17 protein-coding genes and 1 tRNA gene are annotated in these 14,283 nt (G+C 57.1%); 4 read left to right on the forward strand and 14 right to left on the reverse strand.

Annotated elements, in window-relative coordinates; translation table 11 throughout:
* Window position 1: 1 nt before the first annotated feature.
* A complete protein-coding gene (locus tag BW950_RS01570; protein WP_076487521.1) occupies window positions 2-733 on the reverse strand; it encodes a PEGA domain-containing protein in 732 nt (243 codons plus the stop codon).
* A 15-nt stretch (window positions 734-748) separates the two neighbouring features.
* On the reverse strand, window positions 749-1,867 hold the full coding sequence (locus tag BW950_RS01575; protein WP_076487522.1) for a hypothetical protein: 1,119 nt from the start codon (window positions 1,865-1,867) through the stop codon (window positions 749-751).
* Between the two features lie 246 nt (window positions 1,868-2,113).
* Between BW950_RS01575 and BW950_RS01585 the strand changes: the two genes are divergently transcribed.
* A complete protein-coding gene (locus tag BW950_RS01585) occupies window positions 2,114-3,622 on the forward strand; it encodes a PEGA domain-containing protein (RefSeq protein ID WP_076487524.1) in 1,509 nt (502 codons plus the stop codon).
* A gap of 383 nt (window positions 3,623-4,005) precedes the next feature.
* Here the strand turns inward: BW950_RS01585 and BW950_RS01590 are convergent, their stop codons facing one another.
* From BW950_RS01590 to BW950_RS01645, 12 genes are all read right to left on the reverse strand, one after another.
* Entirely contained in the window at window positions 4,006-4,185 is a 180-nt protein-coding gene (locus BW950_RS01590; RefSeq protein ID WP_076487525.1) for a hypothetical protein, read from the reverse strand.
* Window positions 4,186-4,302: 117 nt separating this feature from the next.
* A complete protein-coding gene (locus BW950_RS01595) occupies window positions 4,303-5,157 on the reverse strand; it encodes a major capsid protein (RefSeq protein ID WP_076487526.1) in 855 nt (284 codons plus the stop codon).
* 2 nt (window positions 5,158-5,159) lie between these two features.
* Entirely contained in the window at window positions 5,160-5,714 is a 555-nt protein-coding gene (locus tag BW950_RS01600; protein ID WP_076487527.1) for a hypothetical protein, read from the reverse strand.
* Between the two features lie 472 nt (window positions 5,715-6,186).
* Window positions 6,187-6,456 (reverse strand): hypothetical protein, encoded by a 270-nt coding sequence (locus BW950_RS01610; RefSeq protein WP_076487529.1) that lies wholly within the window; start codon window positions 6,454-6,456, stop codon window positions 6,187-6,189.
* Between the two features lie 271 nt (window positions 6,457-6,727).
* Complete coding sequence (locus BW950_RS01615) at window positions 6,728-7,216, reverse strand: hypothetical protein (protein ID WP_076487530.1); 489 nt, start codon at window positions 7,214-7,216, stop codon at window positions 6,728-6,730.
* On the reverse strand, window positions 7,216-7,686 hold the full coding sequence (locus BW950_RS01620) for a helix-turn-helix domain-containing protein (protein ID WP_076487531.1): 471 nt from the start codon (window positions 7,684-7,686) through the stop codon (window positions 7,216-7,218). The genes BW950_RS01615 and BW950_RS01620 overlap by 1 nt, the downstream gene beginning before the upstream one ends.
* A gap of 7 nt (window positions 7,687-7,693) precedes the next feature.
* Window positions 7,694-7,873 (reverse strand): helix-turn-helix domain-containing protein, encoded by a 180-nt coding sequence (locus BW950_RS01625; RefSeq protein ID WP_076487532.1) that lies wholly within the window; start codon window positions 7,871-7,873, stop codon window positions 7,694-7,696.
* A gap of 23 nt (window positions 7,874-7,896) precedes the next feature.
* Window positions 7,897-8,208, reverse strand: a complete 312-nt coding sequence (locus tag BW950_RS01630) for a hypothetical protein (protein ID WP_143559086.1) — start codon at window positions 8,206-8,208, stop codon at window positions 7,897-7,899.
* A gap of 291 nt (window positions 8,209-8,499) precedes the next feature.
* Complete coding sequence (locus BW950_RS01635; protein WP_076487534.1) at window positions 8,500-8,856, reverse strand: hypothetical protein; 357 nt, start codon at window positions 8,854-8,856, stop codon at window positions 8,500-8,502.
* On the reverse strand, window positions 8,853-10,097 hold the full coding sequence (locus BW950_RS01640) for a tyrosine-type recombinase/integrase (protein WP_076487535.1): 1,245 nt from the start codon (window positions 10,095-10,097) through the stop codon (window positions 8,853-8,855). Before BW950_RS01640 ends, BW950_RS01635 begins: the two co-directional genes overlap by 4 nt.
* Window positions 10,094-10,243 (reverse strand): hypothetical protein, encoded by a 150-nt coding sequence (locus BW950_RS15055; RefSeq protein WP_159438700.1) that lies wholly within the window; start codon window positions 10,241-10,243, stop codon window positions 10,094-10,096. The genes BW950_RS01640 and BW950_RS15055 overlap by 4 nt, the downstream gene beginning before the upstream one ends.
* Window positions 10,244-10,340: 97 nt before the next feature.
* Window positions 10,341-10,414: transfer RNA gene (locus BW950_RS01645), tRNA-Asp, on the reverse strand.
* Window positions 10,415-10,633: 219 nt separating this feature from the next.
* On the opposite strand from BW950_RS01645, the gene BW950_RS01650 reads away from it, so the two are divergent.
* The 3 genes from BW950_RS01650 to BW950_RS01660 form a co-directional block, all read left to right on the forward strand.
* Window positions 10,634-11,842: a hypothetical protein gene (locus BW950_RS01650; protein WP_143559087.1), complete on the forward strand. Its 1,209-nt coding sequence runs from the start codon at window positions 10,634-10,636 to the stop codon at window positions 11,840-11,842.
* A gap of 14 nt (window positions 11,843-11,856) precedes the next feature.
* A complete protein-coding gene (locus BW950_RS01655) occupies window positions 11,857-13,101 on the forward strand; it encodes a hypothetical protein (RefSeq protein ID WP_076487537.1) in 1,245 nt (414 codons plus the stop codon).
* 244 nt (window positions 13,102-13,345) lie between these two features.
* Window positions 13,346-14,283 (forward strand): cache domain-containing protein (locus BW950_RS01660; protein WP_200796774.1); only part of this gene is annotated, 938 nt, incomplete at its 3' end.

The raw sequence follows: 14,283 nt of genomic DNA on the forward strand, positions 1-14,283 counted from the left end.
GTTAGTCCAGGGACCAGGAGAAGTTGGGCGTGATGGTGTAGCTCTGGCCGGGCAGTACCGATATGTCCTGCCGCAGTTCGAGGCCGCCGCTTTCCAGAGAGACGGTGTGGCGTCCTGCCGGGAGCTGGAAGGATGAGCCCGACTGGACTTCGCCGTTTACCCGAACCCGCACCAGATTGGAGGGGTTTCGCTCGCGGGAGTTGAGAAGTCCCGAGGGCATGTTCACCCGAACCGTGGCCAGAGCAGGTTGCAACTGGGCCACCACCCGTTCGTCGCGGTTCAGATCCAGGGTGGTCTCCCAGTCCTGGTAGCCCATCTCGGAGACCCGGATGGTGTAGCGCCCCGGCCGCAGACGTTCGCTGTGGTTCGTCATTCCCCGGGGGTTCCCGTTGATAAAGACCCGGGCACCACGGATGTTGGACTCCACCTGGAGGGTGAACTCCTGGAGCTGAAGGTTGGCTCGCAGGGTCTGATTGCCCGTGAGCTGTACCGATTGCCGCCAGACCTGGTAGCCCGGGGCCGAGACCTCCACGGTGTGGTTCCCGGCGGGAAGGTTCATGGTGTTTCCCTTGATGACCTCCCCGTTAATGCTGATCTGGGCGTTGTTCACGTTGGTCTGGACGGTGAGATCGTGGGTGGCCGGGGCCCGGCGGGTTGTGGTCCGCTGGGCCATGGCAGCCGCCGGCAGGAGAAGTCCTGCCAGCAGAAGGATTACAAATCGTTTCAGGTTCATTCCTGTCTCCTTACGCTACCGGATCCGGTCCACGGCATGGGGGCTGAGGGAGAGAGATCGGATGCCTATTGGGGTTCTTGGGGTTTCATCATCGAGTTCGGACTCGACCCAGCGGGTCTGGGTGAAGATTTCAAACTCGTTTTTGGGATCAGGCCCTTCGAATGCCGGAGTGAGTGTAAAAATCTGCAGGGTATCCTCTCCGGTGTTCCAGGGGAGCACCCAGGTGCCGTAGTGCTCACCGGCCTCATTGCCGCCCTGGTTGAGCATTAGGTGAACCCGGGCGCTGGCTGATTTTTTGCCTGGTTCTCCCGTGAGGGATGTGTTGCCCCGCGTGAAATTATTGACGTAGAAGCGCAACTCGTCGTCGGGGATGTCATCTCTCTCACCCGGAAGATCATTGGAGAACCAGTCTGCCGGGGTGTTTTCTGGATCTCTGACGGTAATGGTCTCCACCCGGGGGATTCCGGCGAGGGTACCTACTGTCACATCCCGGTGGAGCTTGATATCGAGACCCTGGGCGGTCCCATCCTTATTTCCGTGCCACACCTTTCCTCTGGTGTCACCACTACCGGTATAGTAGGTCAAATAAGCGTCCAGGTCGATCGATTCGTCCTGCCACTCCAGCAGGATGGTCAGGGAGTAGACGTCCTCATTCTCGTAGGCGATCATGGGAGGGGTTTCCAGGGTCGCTCCCGCAACGGTCACCTCCATGGGGACAAAGCTCCAGCCATCTTTTACTCCCTGGATCTTGTACTGCCCGCCGGTGACTCTGTCCATGATCAATGTAGCCTTATCAGGATCATCGCTGTCTTCCCACTCTTTCCCCTGAACGAAACGACCATGGCTATCCACCGTGGCTGTGTAGGCCGGTGTCGACGAATAGAGACCGGTTGCCTGCTTTTGATAGAAGCGGACCACGGCGTCCGCCAGGGTATTGTTTCCGCTGCCCTTCCAGTATTCAGTGGCAGCCCCTTCGGCAAGGGCGTTCACCACGGAACCTTGAACTACAGAATAGGTAGATAATCTATCCACTGTTTTTGTTTCTGTTTCCAGAAACAGATCATCGCACCCCGTAAGGGCAAGGACCAGCAACGCTCCCAGCACCACAAAACTAACAGACAGAATCCGTTTCATGATCGTTCATCCTCCTGGATTGTATATGGTATCAGTCTATCAGGCGGCTATTAAAAAAATCTTGAATTTCATAATACCGCCTGCCGCTTTCAGTATCCGCCAAGCCTCGGGGCTTTGCCAGTCTTTCCGGGGAAATCTCATAAAATATTGCGAAGTAAAAAATAAAAGCCTAGGATATATCCAGGGAGCTTTCCATTCCCGGGATTATGTATCCCCTGGAGTCGGGGATGCCAAGGAGAAACAAAAATGATAAAGCATGTTCGGCTGGCACTGCTGGTGGTTGCCGTGGCCCTTGGTGTCGGGGCAGGAAACCTTTTTGCCCAGGCAATGACAACCCTGGAGTTGCACAGTAACGTTCGGGGTGCCGAGGTGTATATTAATGACAGGCTCGTGGGGGAGGCCGATCCGGTTTTCTCCATGCGTTTGCGCAGCAGGGGCTATTCCCTGCGAGTTACCGCGCCGGGCCACGAGGACTTCACCTCGTCGATCCGCCTCCAGGGCCCCCGTCAGGAGCTTCGGGTGGAGCTTGTGCCGCTGGCTGGAACAGCAACAAAGCCCCCGCCGGAGCCTCAGCCCGACCCTGCCCCGGCTACCCCTCCGCCCCCGGCAGATCCGGGTGTGGCCGTTACCTTTCACTGGCACGCAGCGGACACGGCCGATATCTACATTAACGGCGTGGCCCTGCGGGAGTTTTCTCCGCCCTACGCCACTCGCCGCGACGAGGCCCCGCTCATGCCCTTTCAGCACTCGGGAACCCTCCGGGATGGTGATGTGATCACCGTGGGGACGCGCCGGGGCGGAAGTTTCGGGTTCATGATGGCCGTGGTGGATCAGCAGGGACGCGTTCTGGTTCGGACAGACCGGAACTGGCAGTACTATGATCCCGCCGGTTCAGGGAACTGGTACAACCCCTCCTTTGCCGAGCCCCGCCTCCGGGGGAGCGTGGGGGTAAATCCCAGCCCCTGGGGAAACCAGCGGCATCTGGTGAGCAACTACGGGCCGGGGATCGAGTCGATCTACTCGCCCTCTACCTCGGACAGACGAGCCTACCTCTACTATCGGGTTTCCCTGGGCCGGGAGGCTCCCCGGGTTGCCGAGGAGCCGGCTGCAACCGCACCCTCCCGGGATGCGCCCTCGTCCCCTGGGGTTCAATCGGGTGTATCGGTGAGTTCCGGGGGCTTCTTTCTGGGGCGTTACCGCATGGGGCTCAGTGTCAATCGGCCCAGGGTTGAAGGGTCAATACTGGATTTTCGTGGCGACGGGACCTTTCAGGTGATCTCCCGGGGGCCTCACGATGGTCATCTGGCTTCGTCGGGCCGGTGGCATCTCTCGGACGATGTCTTTAGTCCTGGTGATCCCCGGGGGCCTGGGGTTGTAGTGGACTTTGAGGGGGGAGGATTTTTCGGTTCCCAAGCACAGTTGGTGGGCCAGGGTTTGTCCTACTATCACCATGTTGTGGGCGACGGGATGCTCTATCTCATCAAGGAGATCGAATGGGATGTCACGGGAGAATGGATGAACGACGGCCAGAGCGGGGGCTTCCGGTTCCATAGCGACGGGACCTTTGATCGCTATAGCTTGCATTATCCCGAGCGGTGGCGGCGTGAGACCACGAGCCGCTGGACCACGGCGGGTAATATGATCGTTTCCATGCCGGAAGGAAGAGTTCTGCTTCTTCTGGAGGACCCGGGGACGGCCTACAACGTGGACCGCAACAACCGGAAGGGGACGATTCGGTATAGCCATACTCCGTAACGCCTTGGGCCCCCCCGAGGGGGCCAGGGGATGGAATCACGCCGGAGCCGAGGACGGTTCCGGCGCAAAGAGACCACGCCACAGCTGTTGCCGTGGCGCGGGTTATCTGATCAGGATGTGGAAGGGATATGTCCGGTTTTGGTGGATGGTTGAACAAGCCCTCTGATTGCAAGGGCTTTTCGGAACGGGAGTGACGGGGATCGAACCCGCGATCTCCGGCTTGACAGGCCAGCCTTATCCCTTTTTCAGTCTATACCCTTATGCGTAACTATAACACTGGTATAGGCTTGTGTCAAACTGATATAGAACGGCATACACAAAAATATGATCTCAGACTAGCTATGAATCTCAGAACTGATCTCAGACGAAATCGGGGGGGTAGGTTATTTCAACCGGCGGAGGATCACCGAGATCCGCTGGCGCAGTGCTTTGTTGAAGGTGATAAACAGGGAGTCGGGAAGATCCTCGCCGATGATCAAGTAGTCAGCGAGTAGATCCGTTACCGTCGCCTCGATCGAGTCCGCGAATGCTTCCACTGCTTCACGGTCGTCGCTGTTGGTCATGTTGAAAAAGATGGCCCCCCGGCTGGAAAGGAGCGAAACAGCCGGGGGACCGGGAAAGGGATAACATGGCTATACGAACCCCGCCGGATCTCCCGGCGGGGAAGGCCTACGTAATCATCAGTCGCCGCTGGGCTCCGTGGCCTCGTCACACGTCGCAACGGCAATCGTAGCCGCTCTAGTGACCCGCGCGCCGTATACCGCCAGCCCTCGCATTATATCCGCGAACTGTTTCGGGTGCCGGAGCATCTCGGTTTTGTTGATCGCCAGCGCCCAGGTAGCAGAAATCTTGCTACCGGCGACGATCTTCCACTTGTCACCGGAGGTGTTCGGTGTCTGGTGAGACATCAGGACATCGAATCCAGCGTACCGCGCTACCAAACCCTCCGCCAGTTCACCGGCGTTGTCGGTGCTGTCGGCAATGTTCGCCGTCACCAGGTCCTCCACGAACCACGGGGGAACGATCACGAACCGCCCTGACCGGGGGGTTTTCGCATCGTCCAGCTTCCGTGCTATCAACCGGAGTGTTTCACCAACGTTCACACTGTTGATATCCAGCGGGGTGGTTTCGTCGCCCAGGTCATCGGTGATCGCCCCGCCGGCGGCAAGGACCCCGCCCAGGTAATCATCGATCGTTGCCTGTAGCTGGAACGCCGCTTCACGGGCATAGGCGGCCATGATTGCCGGTTTCGCCATTGCCGCGTCGATATCATCGATCACCACGTTGAAATACTTTTGCTGGTCGATCGTCATGGTCTGGGACGCGTCGTCTACCTCTTCTTCGTCCATGTCGGTGTAGGTCATGTAATCCTTTACGGTGACCGCACCGATCGAAGGGATCTTGACCGCGTTGCCCGGTACTACGTCGCCCAGGTAATCCTCGTTGAACGCGCGTGCGTAAACCAGATTCTCCCGGAGACTCTCAAGAATCGCCTGCCCGACGATCGTCGGGATTGTATGTGCACTCAGTGGCATATTTAGTCCTTCAGGCCCATTGCTTTACGGAACTCGGAAACATCTGCGTCGTCGAACTCGCGGAAGGTCGTTGAGCTTCCACGGGCGCCGCCGCCGCTGTTGTGGGGAGCCAGCAGGAAGTTCTTTGCTTCCTCGCTGCTACTCCACCGGGTCAGGTATTCCCGTAGGGAGATACTTTCCTCATTCTCAAGCAAGAAGTCCTTTGCTGTTTCTTTGGATACGTGAGGTTCGCGATGCTGGCCGTCGGCCTTTACCTCAGCGTCAATCCGAGAGCTCAGCATCGTTCGTGCTACCTCGCTCATCGTAGGAACAACGTTCCTGCTTACGAACCCGTCAATCTCACGATTGACCAGGGTAGAACGAATCGCGTCACGCTCCGCCTGGAGCAGCCCGGAAGTGTCGTTGACCTTCTGGGTCGCCTCGGTCAGTCGCTCGGAGAGCTCCCGATTCTTGGCTAGCAATTCGTCTCTTTTTGCCAGAAGGGGAGCCTTCAGCCCGTTGAGCCAGGCCGCCCCTTCGTTGGTTTCTATCCATGATTCCAGTTCTTTCGGGTCCATCTGATCCCCTCCCGTCTCAGTTCCGATCTCAGTATTTACCGGACCGGTTATGTAATTCCCGCTCTGGCAACACGTTGCTTCCGGCGTCACCGGCCTTCAGCGCCGGTGACCCTATGCTGTGAAGACGGCTGCGCCTTCCCGTGGACAAGCAACGGTCAGAACCATCCTTCTGCCCCCCCAGGTCTCCCCCTTTGGTGACATGCGGCAGCTCTGGCGTCCCATTTTGCTGGTGTTTCCTTAGGCCCGACATGGATAACACCGGAGCCCCTGAGAAACACCGGACGAGGTCCGTCGTCATACCGGGAGCCTTTCAACGTTAAGATCCGGTCTCTGGGCTCCGTTTTCGGGATTTTCTCCAATACCTTCCCTCCGATCTCGATTGTTTCACATTCCTCATGGATAACAATCAATCGCAGGGGGAGGTTTTCAGGTCGGCAAAGTTGTCGGTGTAGTGCGAGAACCTTTGCTTTTCTCATCGGTCGCCCCGATTTAAGCGCTCTTCGATCTCCTGAAGCCGGTCTTCAATCTCGCTCTCCTTCTCTAGTCGGAGAGCTCCCAGGTACTGAGACAGCCCCCATACCAGTTGCCGGTACTCGTCCTGGCTAATCGTGCCCCGCGCGTACTCCCGGAGCACTCGCGCGAACGTCTGGCGCGTGCTCGCCACGCTCCGGAGCCTGAGGGCAAAGGGGACCCCCCGGCTCTGCTTCCTGTTGTTCTGTTCCGTCAAAACGCTATCACTCATAGTCCATCGCCTCGTTTCGGACTTTCGGCAAGGAACCGACCCGGCGGATACCGAGTTGTTCCGTGCTAAAAGTATTACGTTGTAATACCATTTCGTCAACCGCTATTTGTTATCTTTGGCATCTTTCCACGCATCCGCGGGGTGGCGAACTCCCGGAATGGTGCCGTTGAAACCTCCTTTCGATTGCCCAGTTCTGTGTCAGTCATGACCTCCTCCTCCCGTTTCCGGCTATGCCGGTATTTTCAACCTGGTCGCTGACCAGGTTGGTTTCTCAGTTATCCGCGCTCCGTGTTGTCAGTTCTGCATTGACCTGGACGGCTGCGGTCGTCTCTGAGGAACCAGGCAGTTTCACTCCGAACTTTCCCGCGATCTCTGGTGTGGTTGCGTTGATGGGATACTCGGTCCAGTCTTCGGCCCGGACGTCCTGCCCGCATCGGGCACACAGGTAGGTTTTCTGCTGCAAGGGTCCATCAGAGATCATCGTTCCACCCTTGTCGGGGAAGCATCGGCAGGCGAACCCGCGCCAGTCATATCTCTTGGTCTGCCGGCCCCGCACGCCCCCCCAGGCATCGTGGAGCTCCTTGATGCCGGGTAAGGTTTTATATCTGGCCGAGATTGTCCGAACGACCTCAGCGAAGAGCAGCGGCAAATCAGTTTCAGGAACTTTTCTAACAATCCATTGCTCAATCACGTCTGAAGCCTCGCCGAATTCTTTGCCGTAATAGCCTTCGAGTTTTCGTATGAACTGTGCGGTTGTCATCAGCTGTCCTCCGGTAACAATTCAAATGGGATGTAATCATCCCCCCTGTCTGGGGGCGTTATGGTTACGTTCTCTGGGAAACGTTCGAGGCTCAGATTGAGCCTACTACGAGGCTCAGATTGAGCCGACAAGCGTTCAGATTGAGCCGACAAAGGTTTTTCTTGTAGGTTCAGATTGAGCCGACTACGAGACGGAGGAACGACCAGATATCGGTTGACTGTGCGTCCTTGGCCGTGCTCGATTCGTATCAGTTGGTGCTTTTCAAGCTCCGGTAAAGCGCGAACTACGGTCGCCCTCCCGATGCCGCCGGTCCTGGCGATCGTATCAATCCCGGGGTACGCGTAGCCGTCCGCGTCCACGAAACTGACAAGCGCCAGGTAGGTTATGATCTCCCGTTGCTTCAGCTGGTGGGTAGAGAGTGATTTCATCATCTCGGCAAACCCCTTCCGGTTTAACCAGTCCCAGGACATGAGCGCCTCATTTCGGCGCTACGGTATTCCGGGAAATGAATTCCTCAATCTGGCTCTCCCGGATCATGGACCGGCCGCCGATCTTGACGTATTCGATCTTCCCCCGGGATACCCACACGTACAACGTGGCCGGCTTGATCCGGAGTTGCTCTGCAGCCTCCGGTATGGTCAACAAACGGTCAGACATGGCGTTCCCCTCCCAGGGTTCAATTACTCAGAATCCGAGTTACGTAGTTGCCGTTCGATTTCGTCTTGAAGGTCCAGAAAGCGATTCTTCGCGGTTTCGTCGAAGGCATCAGGAAGGCCATGCTCCCCGGCTTCGTGAAGTGCAAGAACCTTGTCGTAGTACCGTATCGTAGTTACTGCTTGTCTCGGGTTCTCGATCAGATCAAGTCGAAGACTATTGATTCCGGTCATGAGCATGTACCTCATGATCTTCTGTGAGCTCTCGCCGGTTAGCTTGGCGAAACGATCGATCTCGTCTTTCATTGCCTTGGTCATCCGAAGATTTACTTGCGTCAAAAATGTTTTCTGTTCACCCATCAGGTTCCTCCCGGGAATAATATAAAGAGGATATATCATGAGTCTATATAGGCTGTCAATACCTATGCTGATATTTATATCCTGGACTAACAACTTCTCAGATCCGGTCTCAGACCGGCGGGGGCGGGAAGGGGGTAATTCCTTGTGTGCAATAAAAAAGGGACCCTGGTGGGTCCCTGGGTCACCGGCTTTCTGAGCCGGTGATTATACAATTCTTTTATATATCTCTACTTTTGCCACCGTCATAATTATTTCCACCCCCCCGGAGTTTCAACCGGTGCCGGGAAACTGTAGAATGTTATCCGGCGGGTCCTCGTCGGACAATTGTCGCCTTTCCCATTCTTCCTCATCTTTCAGCCTTCGGTATGCAGGGTGAGATTTCGTAATTCGGCGCATCACGCCGATTGGATAATCACTGAATTCATCGATGCACGTTTCTATAAGCCAGCGGATAACCCTGTTCCGTTCGTGGTTGAATTCCGCCTCGGTGAACGATCGAGGGCATAGGCCTTTTTGCTTACTATCGATATTGTCTGCTTTAATGCCGCGATGAATGAGGTTTTCAAACTCTTCCAGATCGTCTTTGCTCATCGAAATATGAATGGTTTTGGTCTTTTCGTGTTTCATGCCGCCCCCCCCTTTATCAGCTGCAGTCCCCGCTGTAGATCCGTGATGCCCCGGAGTGTCTCCGGGTCCGCGTGGTAATAGTTCGCCGTCATTGCCGTGGTAGCGTGTCCGAGAATGAGCCTGATCGTCTCCGGGTCCATTCCAGCCGCCACCGCCTGGGTATTGAACCAATGCCGCCAGGAGTGAAACGTAACCCGCCGGCGCGTGATCTCCGCTTCCGGGATCTCCGCGATTCTCACCAGAGCCTCTGTAAGAGCTTCTCCCGCCGCTTTCGCCTGCATGGGTCGGTGTCTCCGTTCGGAATAGAACACAAGCGATTCTGGGCCAATGTGCGGGCTCTGGTGACAAATGGCGACGATCTCCCGGAGGATTTCCGGCGTTATCGGAGTGTAGCGCGTTTTTCCGGTCTTTGTAGACTTCCGTCGGTGGTACTGCGTATCCCAGGAACCGCTGATTACTAGGTGCGTCTTTCGGATGTCGCACCGGCGCAAGCCCAGGACCTCGCCCCGCCGGAGTCCGGTTGACGCCGCAAGGAGGTTCGCCACATAACACCGACGGTCCGGCCAGTCCTCGGAAAACAGTTTCTTGACCTCCCGCATGGTGAGCGTTCCTCGTGCCTGGTGGGCCTGGCCGGCTTTCCCGATCTCCGGGACCTTCTGAATCAGACCATCCGCTTTCGCCCGGTGCAGGATCTTTCCCAGGCAAACGAGGATATGATTGACGGATTGTCCGGCCAGGGGTACGGCTTCCCGTCCCTCGGGGACCGGTTGTGTCCCGGCAAGCAAGCGCCGCCGGAAGTCCTTCACGACACGATCGTTGACGGCTGTGAGCTTCATCTTTCCGAAGTAGGGGAGTAGGTAGTTTTTAAGGTATCCCGCCTGGGCGTCCAGTTGACGGTCTCCGACGGTCTTTCCGGCGTCCGCCAGGTCTTCCCGGTATGGTCCGCCTGGGTCAAAGAATCCGCGTGCGTAGGCATCGAATCGGGCTCGCTCCCGGGTCACAATACTTCCGCTCTGGGCGTATTCCATTGCCGCCGCGATAGCTTCCCGCTTTCCGGTGATTACCGGCCGCTGCTTTCCTTGTGCATTGACGATGACCCGCCCGGTTGCCCGTCCGCGGATCCGCGTAGACTTCGCGTTGCTGTACGTGCCGTCTGGGAGTATGTATTGACAATACCAAGTGAAATCGTCGCCCTTGCGGTTCGGTCGCGCGTGGAGCGCAAAGGGTAGGTCTTTGGTCATGACCGCACCTCCTCGCGCTTCGCGCGATCTTGGGCGGCCTGCAGTTTCCGGGAAATTGCGTTCTCCCGGCGGTTGTGACCGGCATAATGAGCCTTGTGCAACTCATACAATAACCGGTTCAGTTCGGCTTTCGTCGTGTCTTTCATCGCTCCGTTCCTCCTCGTCTCAGACTTGGTCTCAGACTGAAAAGGCAACGGACCATGACAGCGTTTTATAAACCGTTCCCCTATAACGATTTAAAAACGGGAGTGACGGGGATCGAACCCGCGATCTCCGGCTTGACAGGCCGGCGCGATAACCAACTTCGCTACACCCCCAGATCGCTCTGCGATGACTTGTTTGTACCGTGAATCGTTGCGGTGTGTCAACTGGTTTTGTGGGCCAACCGGATTTTTTCTGTTCTTCTGAAATATCTTTCGGGTTTTCCCGGGACACGGGTTTTTTGGGTGCTTTTGTTGTATAGTTGAATAGAGAATGGTTTGCAGAATATTGCCCGGAGCACTGCCGGGCCGGCTATGGAATGCGAGGGGGCCGACATGAGATGGAGAGAGAGAGCAGGAGCGCTGGCAGTAGTGCTGGCGGTGATCCTCGCCGCAGGGTGCCAGTGGGAGACGCCCGAGGAACTGCGGTTGCGGGGAACTCCTTCGGTGGCGATTCCTGCGGGGGCAGTTGATGTTGCTCTGTTTGAGGAGTTGCTTGATGGGATTCTTGAGGATATTTCCTTTGGTGATGAAGATGGTGATGATTCTTTTGAGGTCGGAGATGTGACCGAGGAAGAGGGGCTGTTTACGATTCGGGCGAGTCTTGGGATTGATCCCGATGGTTTGGGACTCGGTTTGCCTGATGAACACCTCCTTCCTGACGGCTATGATAGCTATGAAATGGGTATAGTCGAGACAGTCAGAGCCATTGATCTCTCGGAGTTGCTGAAACCTGTCTCTGAGAACCTGGAACTTGCCGAGGTAACAGGGTACCTGGAGATTGCTTTTTATGCAGACAATGACGGTGAAGAGATAGAGGTTCGTATCTTTGCCAAAACCAACGGAGACGATTCAAAGCGATGGCTTTTGGGTGGGGAGGGCGTTTTCGAATCTTTTGAAAGCCCCGGGTCCGAAGGCGGACCAGTCAAAAAATATCTGGATCCAGCTAGTCTCACAGACTTTGTAAACGCCCAATCTGAAAACGGCAGCATCACCTACGAACTGGTAACAGATGCGGATGGTGCAGACGCTGTGGACTCCATCGAGCTGGTTCTGGACATCCCCTTCCTGATTGAAGCCACAGAGAACACTTTACTCAACTTTGACGACGATAATGCCCTGGAAATGGACGAAGACATCTTTGGCCGCGATCCCGCTGATCCCGACAAAGATCTGGATGATCTTCTGGATGCTCTGCGGGGCAGCAGTGTGGAGTTCTCTGTAACGATAAATAATGCCCCCTTTGATATCACTCTGGGAATGATTCACCCAGGCCAAAACCTTTTAGAGAATGACAAAACTGACTCTGAAAAATGGTTCCTGGAATTTAATCGCGAGTCTGATTCTAATGGCGATGGAACCCAAACCTTCACCCTGACGATCCCCCCGGAGAAACTGGATGAGATGATAGACGCCGGGGAGTTCATTCCGGAGTTCCTTCTGCTGCTGGAAAAAGATGGGCAGATAGGAATCAGGAAAAACCTGAAAATAACGGGGGGCCACTTCAGGGCCACAATCGACTACGACCAGACCTTCGAGTTCTGATGAGGGGGAACAGCATGAACAGGAACAAAAGAACCAAGATACTTTCTGTCCTGGCGGCGCTCCTCCTGACGGGACCGGCGCTTCTCCAGGCCTATAACGGAATCAGCCCCTGGAACCACCGGAGCAACCCCGCCTATCTGGGGCACAGCTCGCGGAGCTATCTGGAAGTGGGCGCCGGAGCGGACGTCTCCTTCGGGAACAGCGTCTTCTCCCTGGGAGACATCTTCAGCGAAACCATCCTGGTGGATCTGGACGACATCTACGATCGAACCCCCGACGACGGCCTGCGCATGGTGGGAAACGCCTCCCTGGGGGCCCACATAACGATCCACCTGGGGCGCCTGGGGCTGGGGGTCTACGCCGATACCAGCAACCTCTCGCGTCTCACCGTACCCAGAAGCTTTATCCGCCTTCTGACCCAGGGGAACGAGCTGGACCGGAACTACTCCGGATCGGCCGAGCTGGTGCAGGAGTCTTTCTTTGAGCAGGGCTTCTACGGCTCCTACCGGTGGCGTCAGTACGTTATCGGGGCAAAGGTGGGAGCCTTCGCACCGGTGATGTACGCCGATTCCGGCTCCAGGGCCCGCTATTCCTTTATTGCTAAAGAAGACGGTACCGTTGAAGGAGAAATGAGTGCCTCGGGGGATATCTATACCTTCTTTGGCGAGGACGGACCCCAGGGAACGATGGGAACCAACATGAGCCTGGGGTTCTCGCGCCTGGACGATGAGGGCAACCCCTGGTTTGGCGCTGCCCTGGTGCATATCCCGCTCTCGCCGGCCCGGCCCGGCTACGGCGCATCCCTGAGCGATCTCTCCTTCTCCTTTGAGTCCGGAGGTATTCTTGCCGCAATTGAGGACGGTAAGGATCCCTTCAAAACGGTGGAAGAGGAGGGCGATCTCGATTTCGATCGCCTCGATTCGGGAGACCAGCCCGATATCCACATGCCCTTCCGCGTGTCCGGGTATTACCGGCTTTCGCTCCCCTTTGTGGACCTGACACCCGTGGCGGAGGTGGTCTTTGGCGATAACAGCCGCCTGAACGCGGGGGCCACGGTGGAAGGGAACGTCTTCCTCCTGAAGATGCTCTCGGCGAGCCTGGGCTACCGGGATTATCTCTGGGAGGCCGGGGCGGGGTTGCGCATCCCCCTGCGCGCCGCCGAGCTTGCCCTCCATCTGCGTTCTGCCGCTCCCGAGCTGGAGGGGGTTGTCGATACCCGGGGCATGGCTATGTCCATTCTCTTTGCCATGGGGTGGTAGCCTGCCGGAGCAGTACTGCTGGATCGCATCAGGTGCCGACAGGGGGGGGCGTCCTCCTTGGAGGCACCTTTTTTTATGCCCGCTATTCTAATTTTTTTCACATGAAACTTGAAAACCCTTCGGATAATTCGTAATTTTAACGTGTAATATTTCCCTTTTCTATCTCCTGGCGGTCCTCTGAAAGCAGTGTTGCCGGGCGAAAACAAGTGACGAACGAGATAAAAACAGGACAGGCAGGAATGAAATGAAGAAAAAACAAAAACCTCAGGATGGTTCCGGTGGGCCCAGGCTGCCCCGAATGAGCTGGGCCGGCTTTTCCCGATCCCTGAGGTTGCGCATGGTGGTTCTCTTTGGAGGCACGGCGGTGCTGCTTTTTGTCGCCGTGGGGGCCTTGCTGGTCTGGCGGGTGAGCACCGTCCAGCGCGGCACCGTTATGGAGATGGCGGGGCAGATCGTGGATGCCCGAAGCGCCGAGGTGCGGCGCTGGCTCGAGGGTCACGTCCAGGAAGTGCGGGGCATGAGCAGCCTGAATGTGATTCGGGGGGCCGATGTTGAGGAAATCGCCGAATACCTGGAAGGTCGCCAGGGCACGTTCCACCCGGAGCACGAGAACGTCTTTTTTGTGGATACCCGGGGCCAGGCTGTTACCAGCGACGGGGCGCGGGCGGATCTCTCGAACAGAAGTTATATCCAGGAGGTTCTGGGCGGGGCCGATTACGCCATAAGCAACGGTCTGGAAAGCGCTGCCACGGGGAACGCCGTGGTTGCCGTGGCCCACGCTGTGCGGACCCCCCGGGGTGATGTTGCCGGTGTATTGGGAGCCTCGGTGACCCTCGATTCCTTGAGTCAGCTCACCCGAGGCATGAACTTTGGTGAGGGCGGATACGGGGCGGTAATCGGCGGCGACGGTGTGGTAATGGGCCATCCCAACCGAGCGGTGGTGATGAATCTGAATATCACCAACGCCCCGGACTGGCCCGGCATGGAGGCGATCGGCCGGGGGGTAACCCGGGGTGAGCGGGGCGCAGAGTATTTCACCAACCTCCGGGGGCTGCGTCACCTGGGGATTTTCTCCCCCATTATCGGATCCCCCCGGTGGGGCGTGGTCTACATCCTTCCCATAGCCGACCTGAACGCTCCCGTCCAGGAGCTCACGGGGATTATCACCACGATCTTTCTGCT

The sequence above is a fragment of the Alkalispirochaeta americana genome (assembly GCF_900156105.1).
Lineage (GTDB): Bacteria > Spirochaetota > Spirochaetia > DSM-27196 > Alkalispirochaetaceae > Alkalispirochaeta > Alkalispirochaeta americana.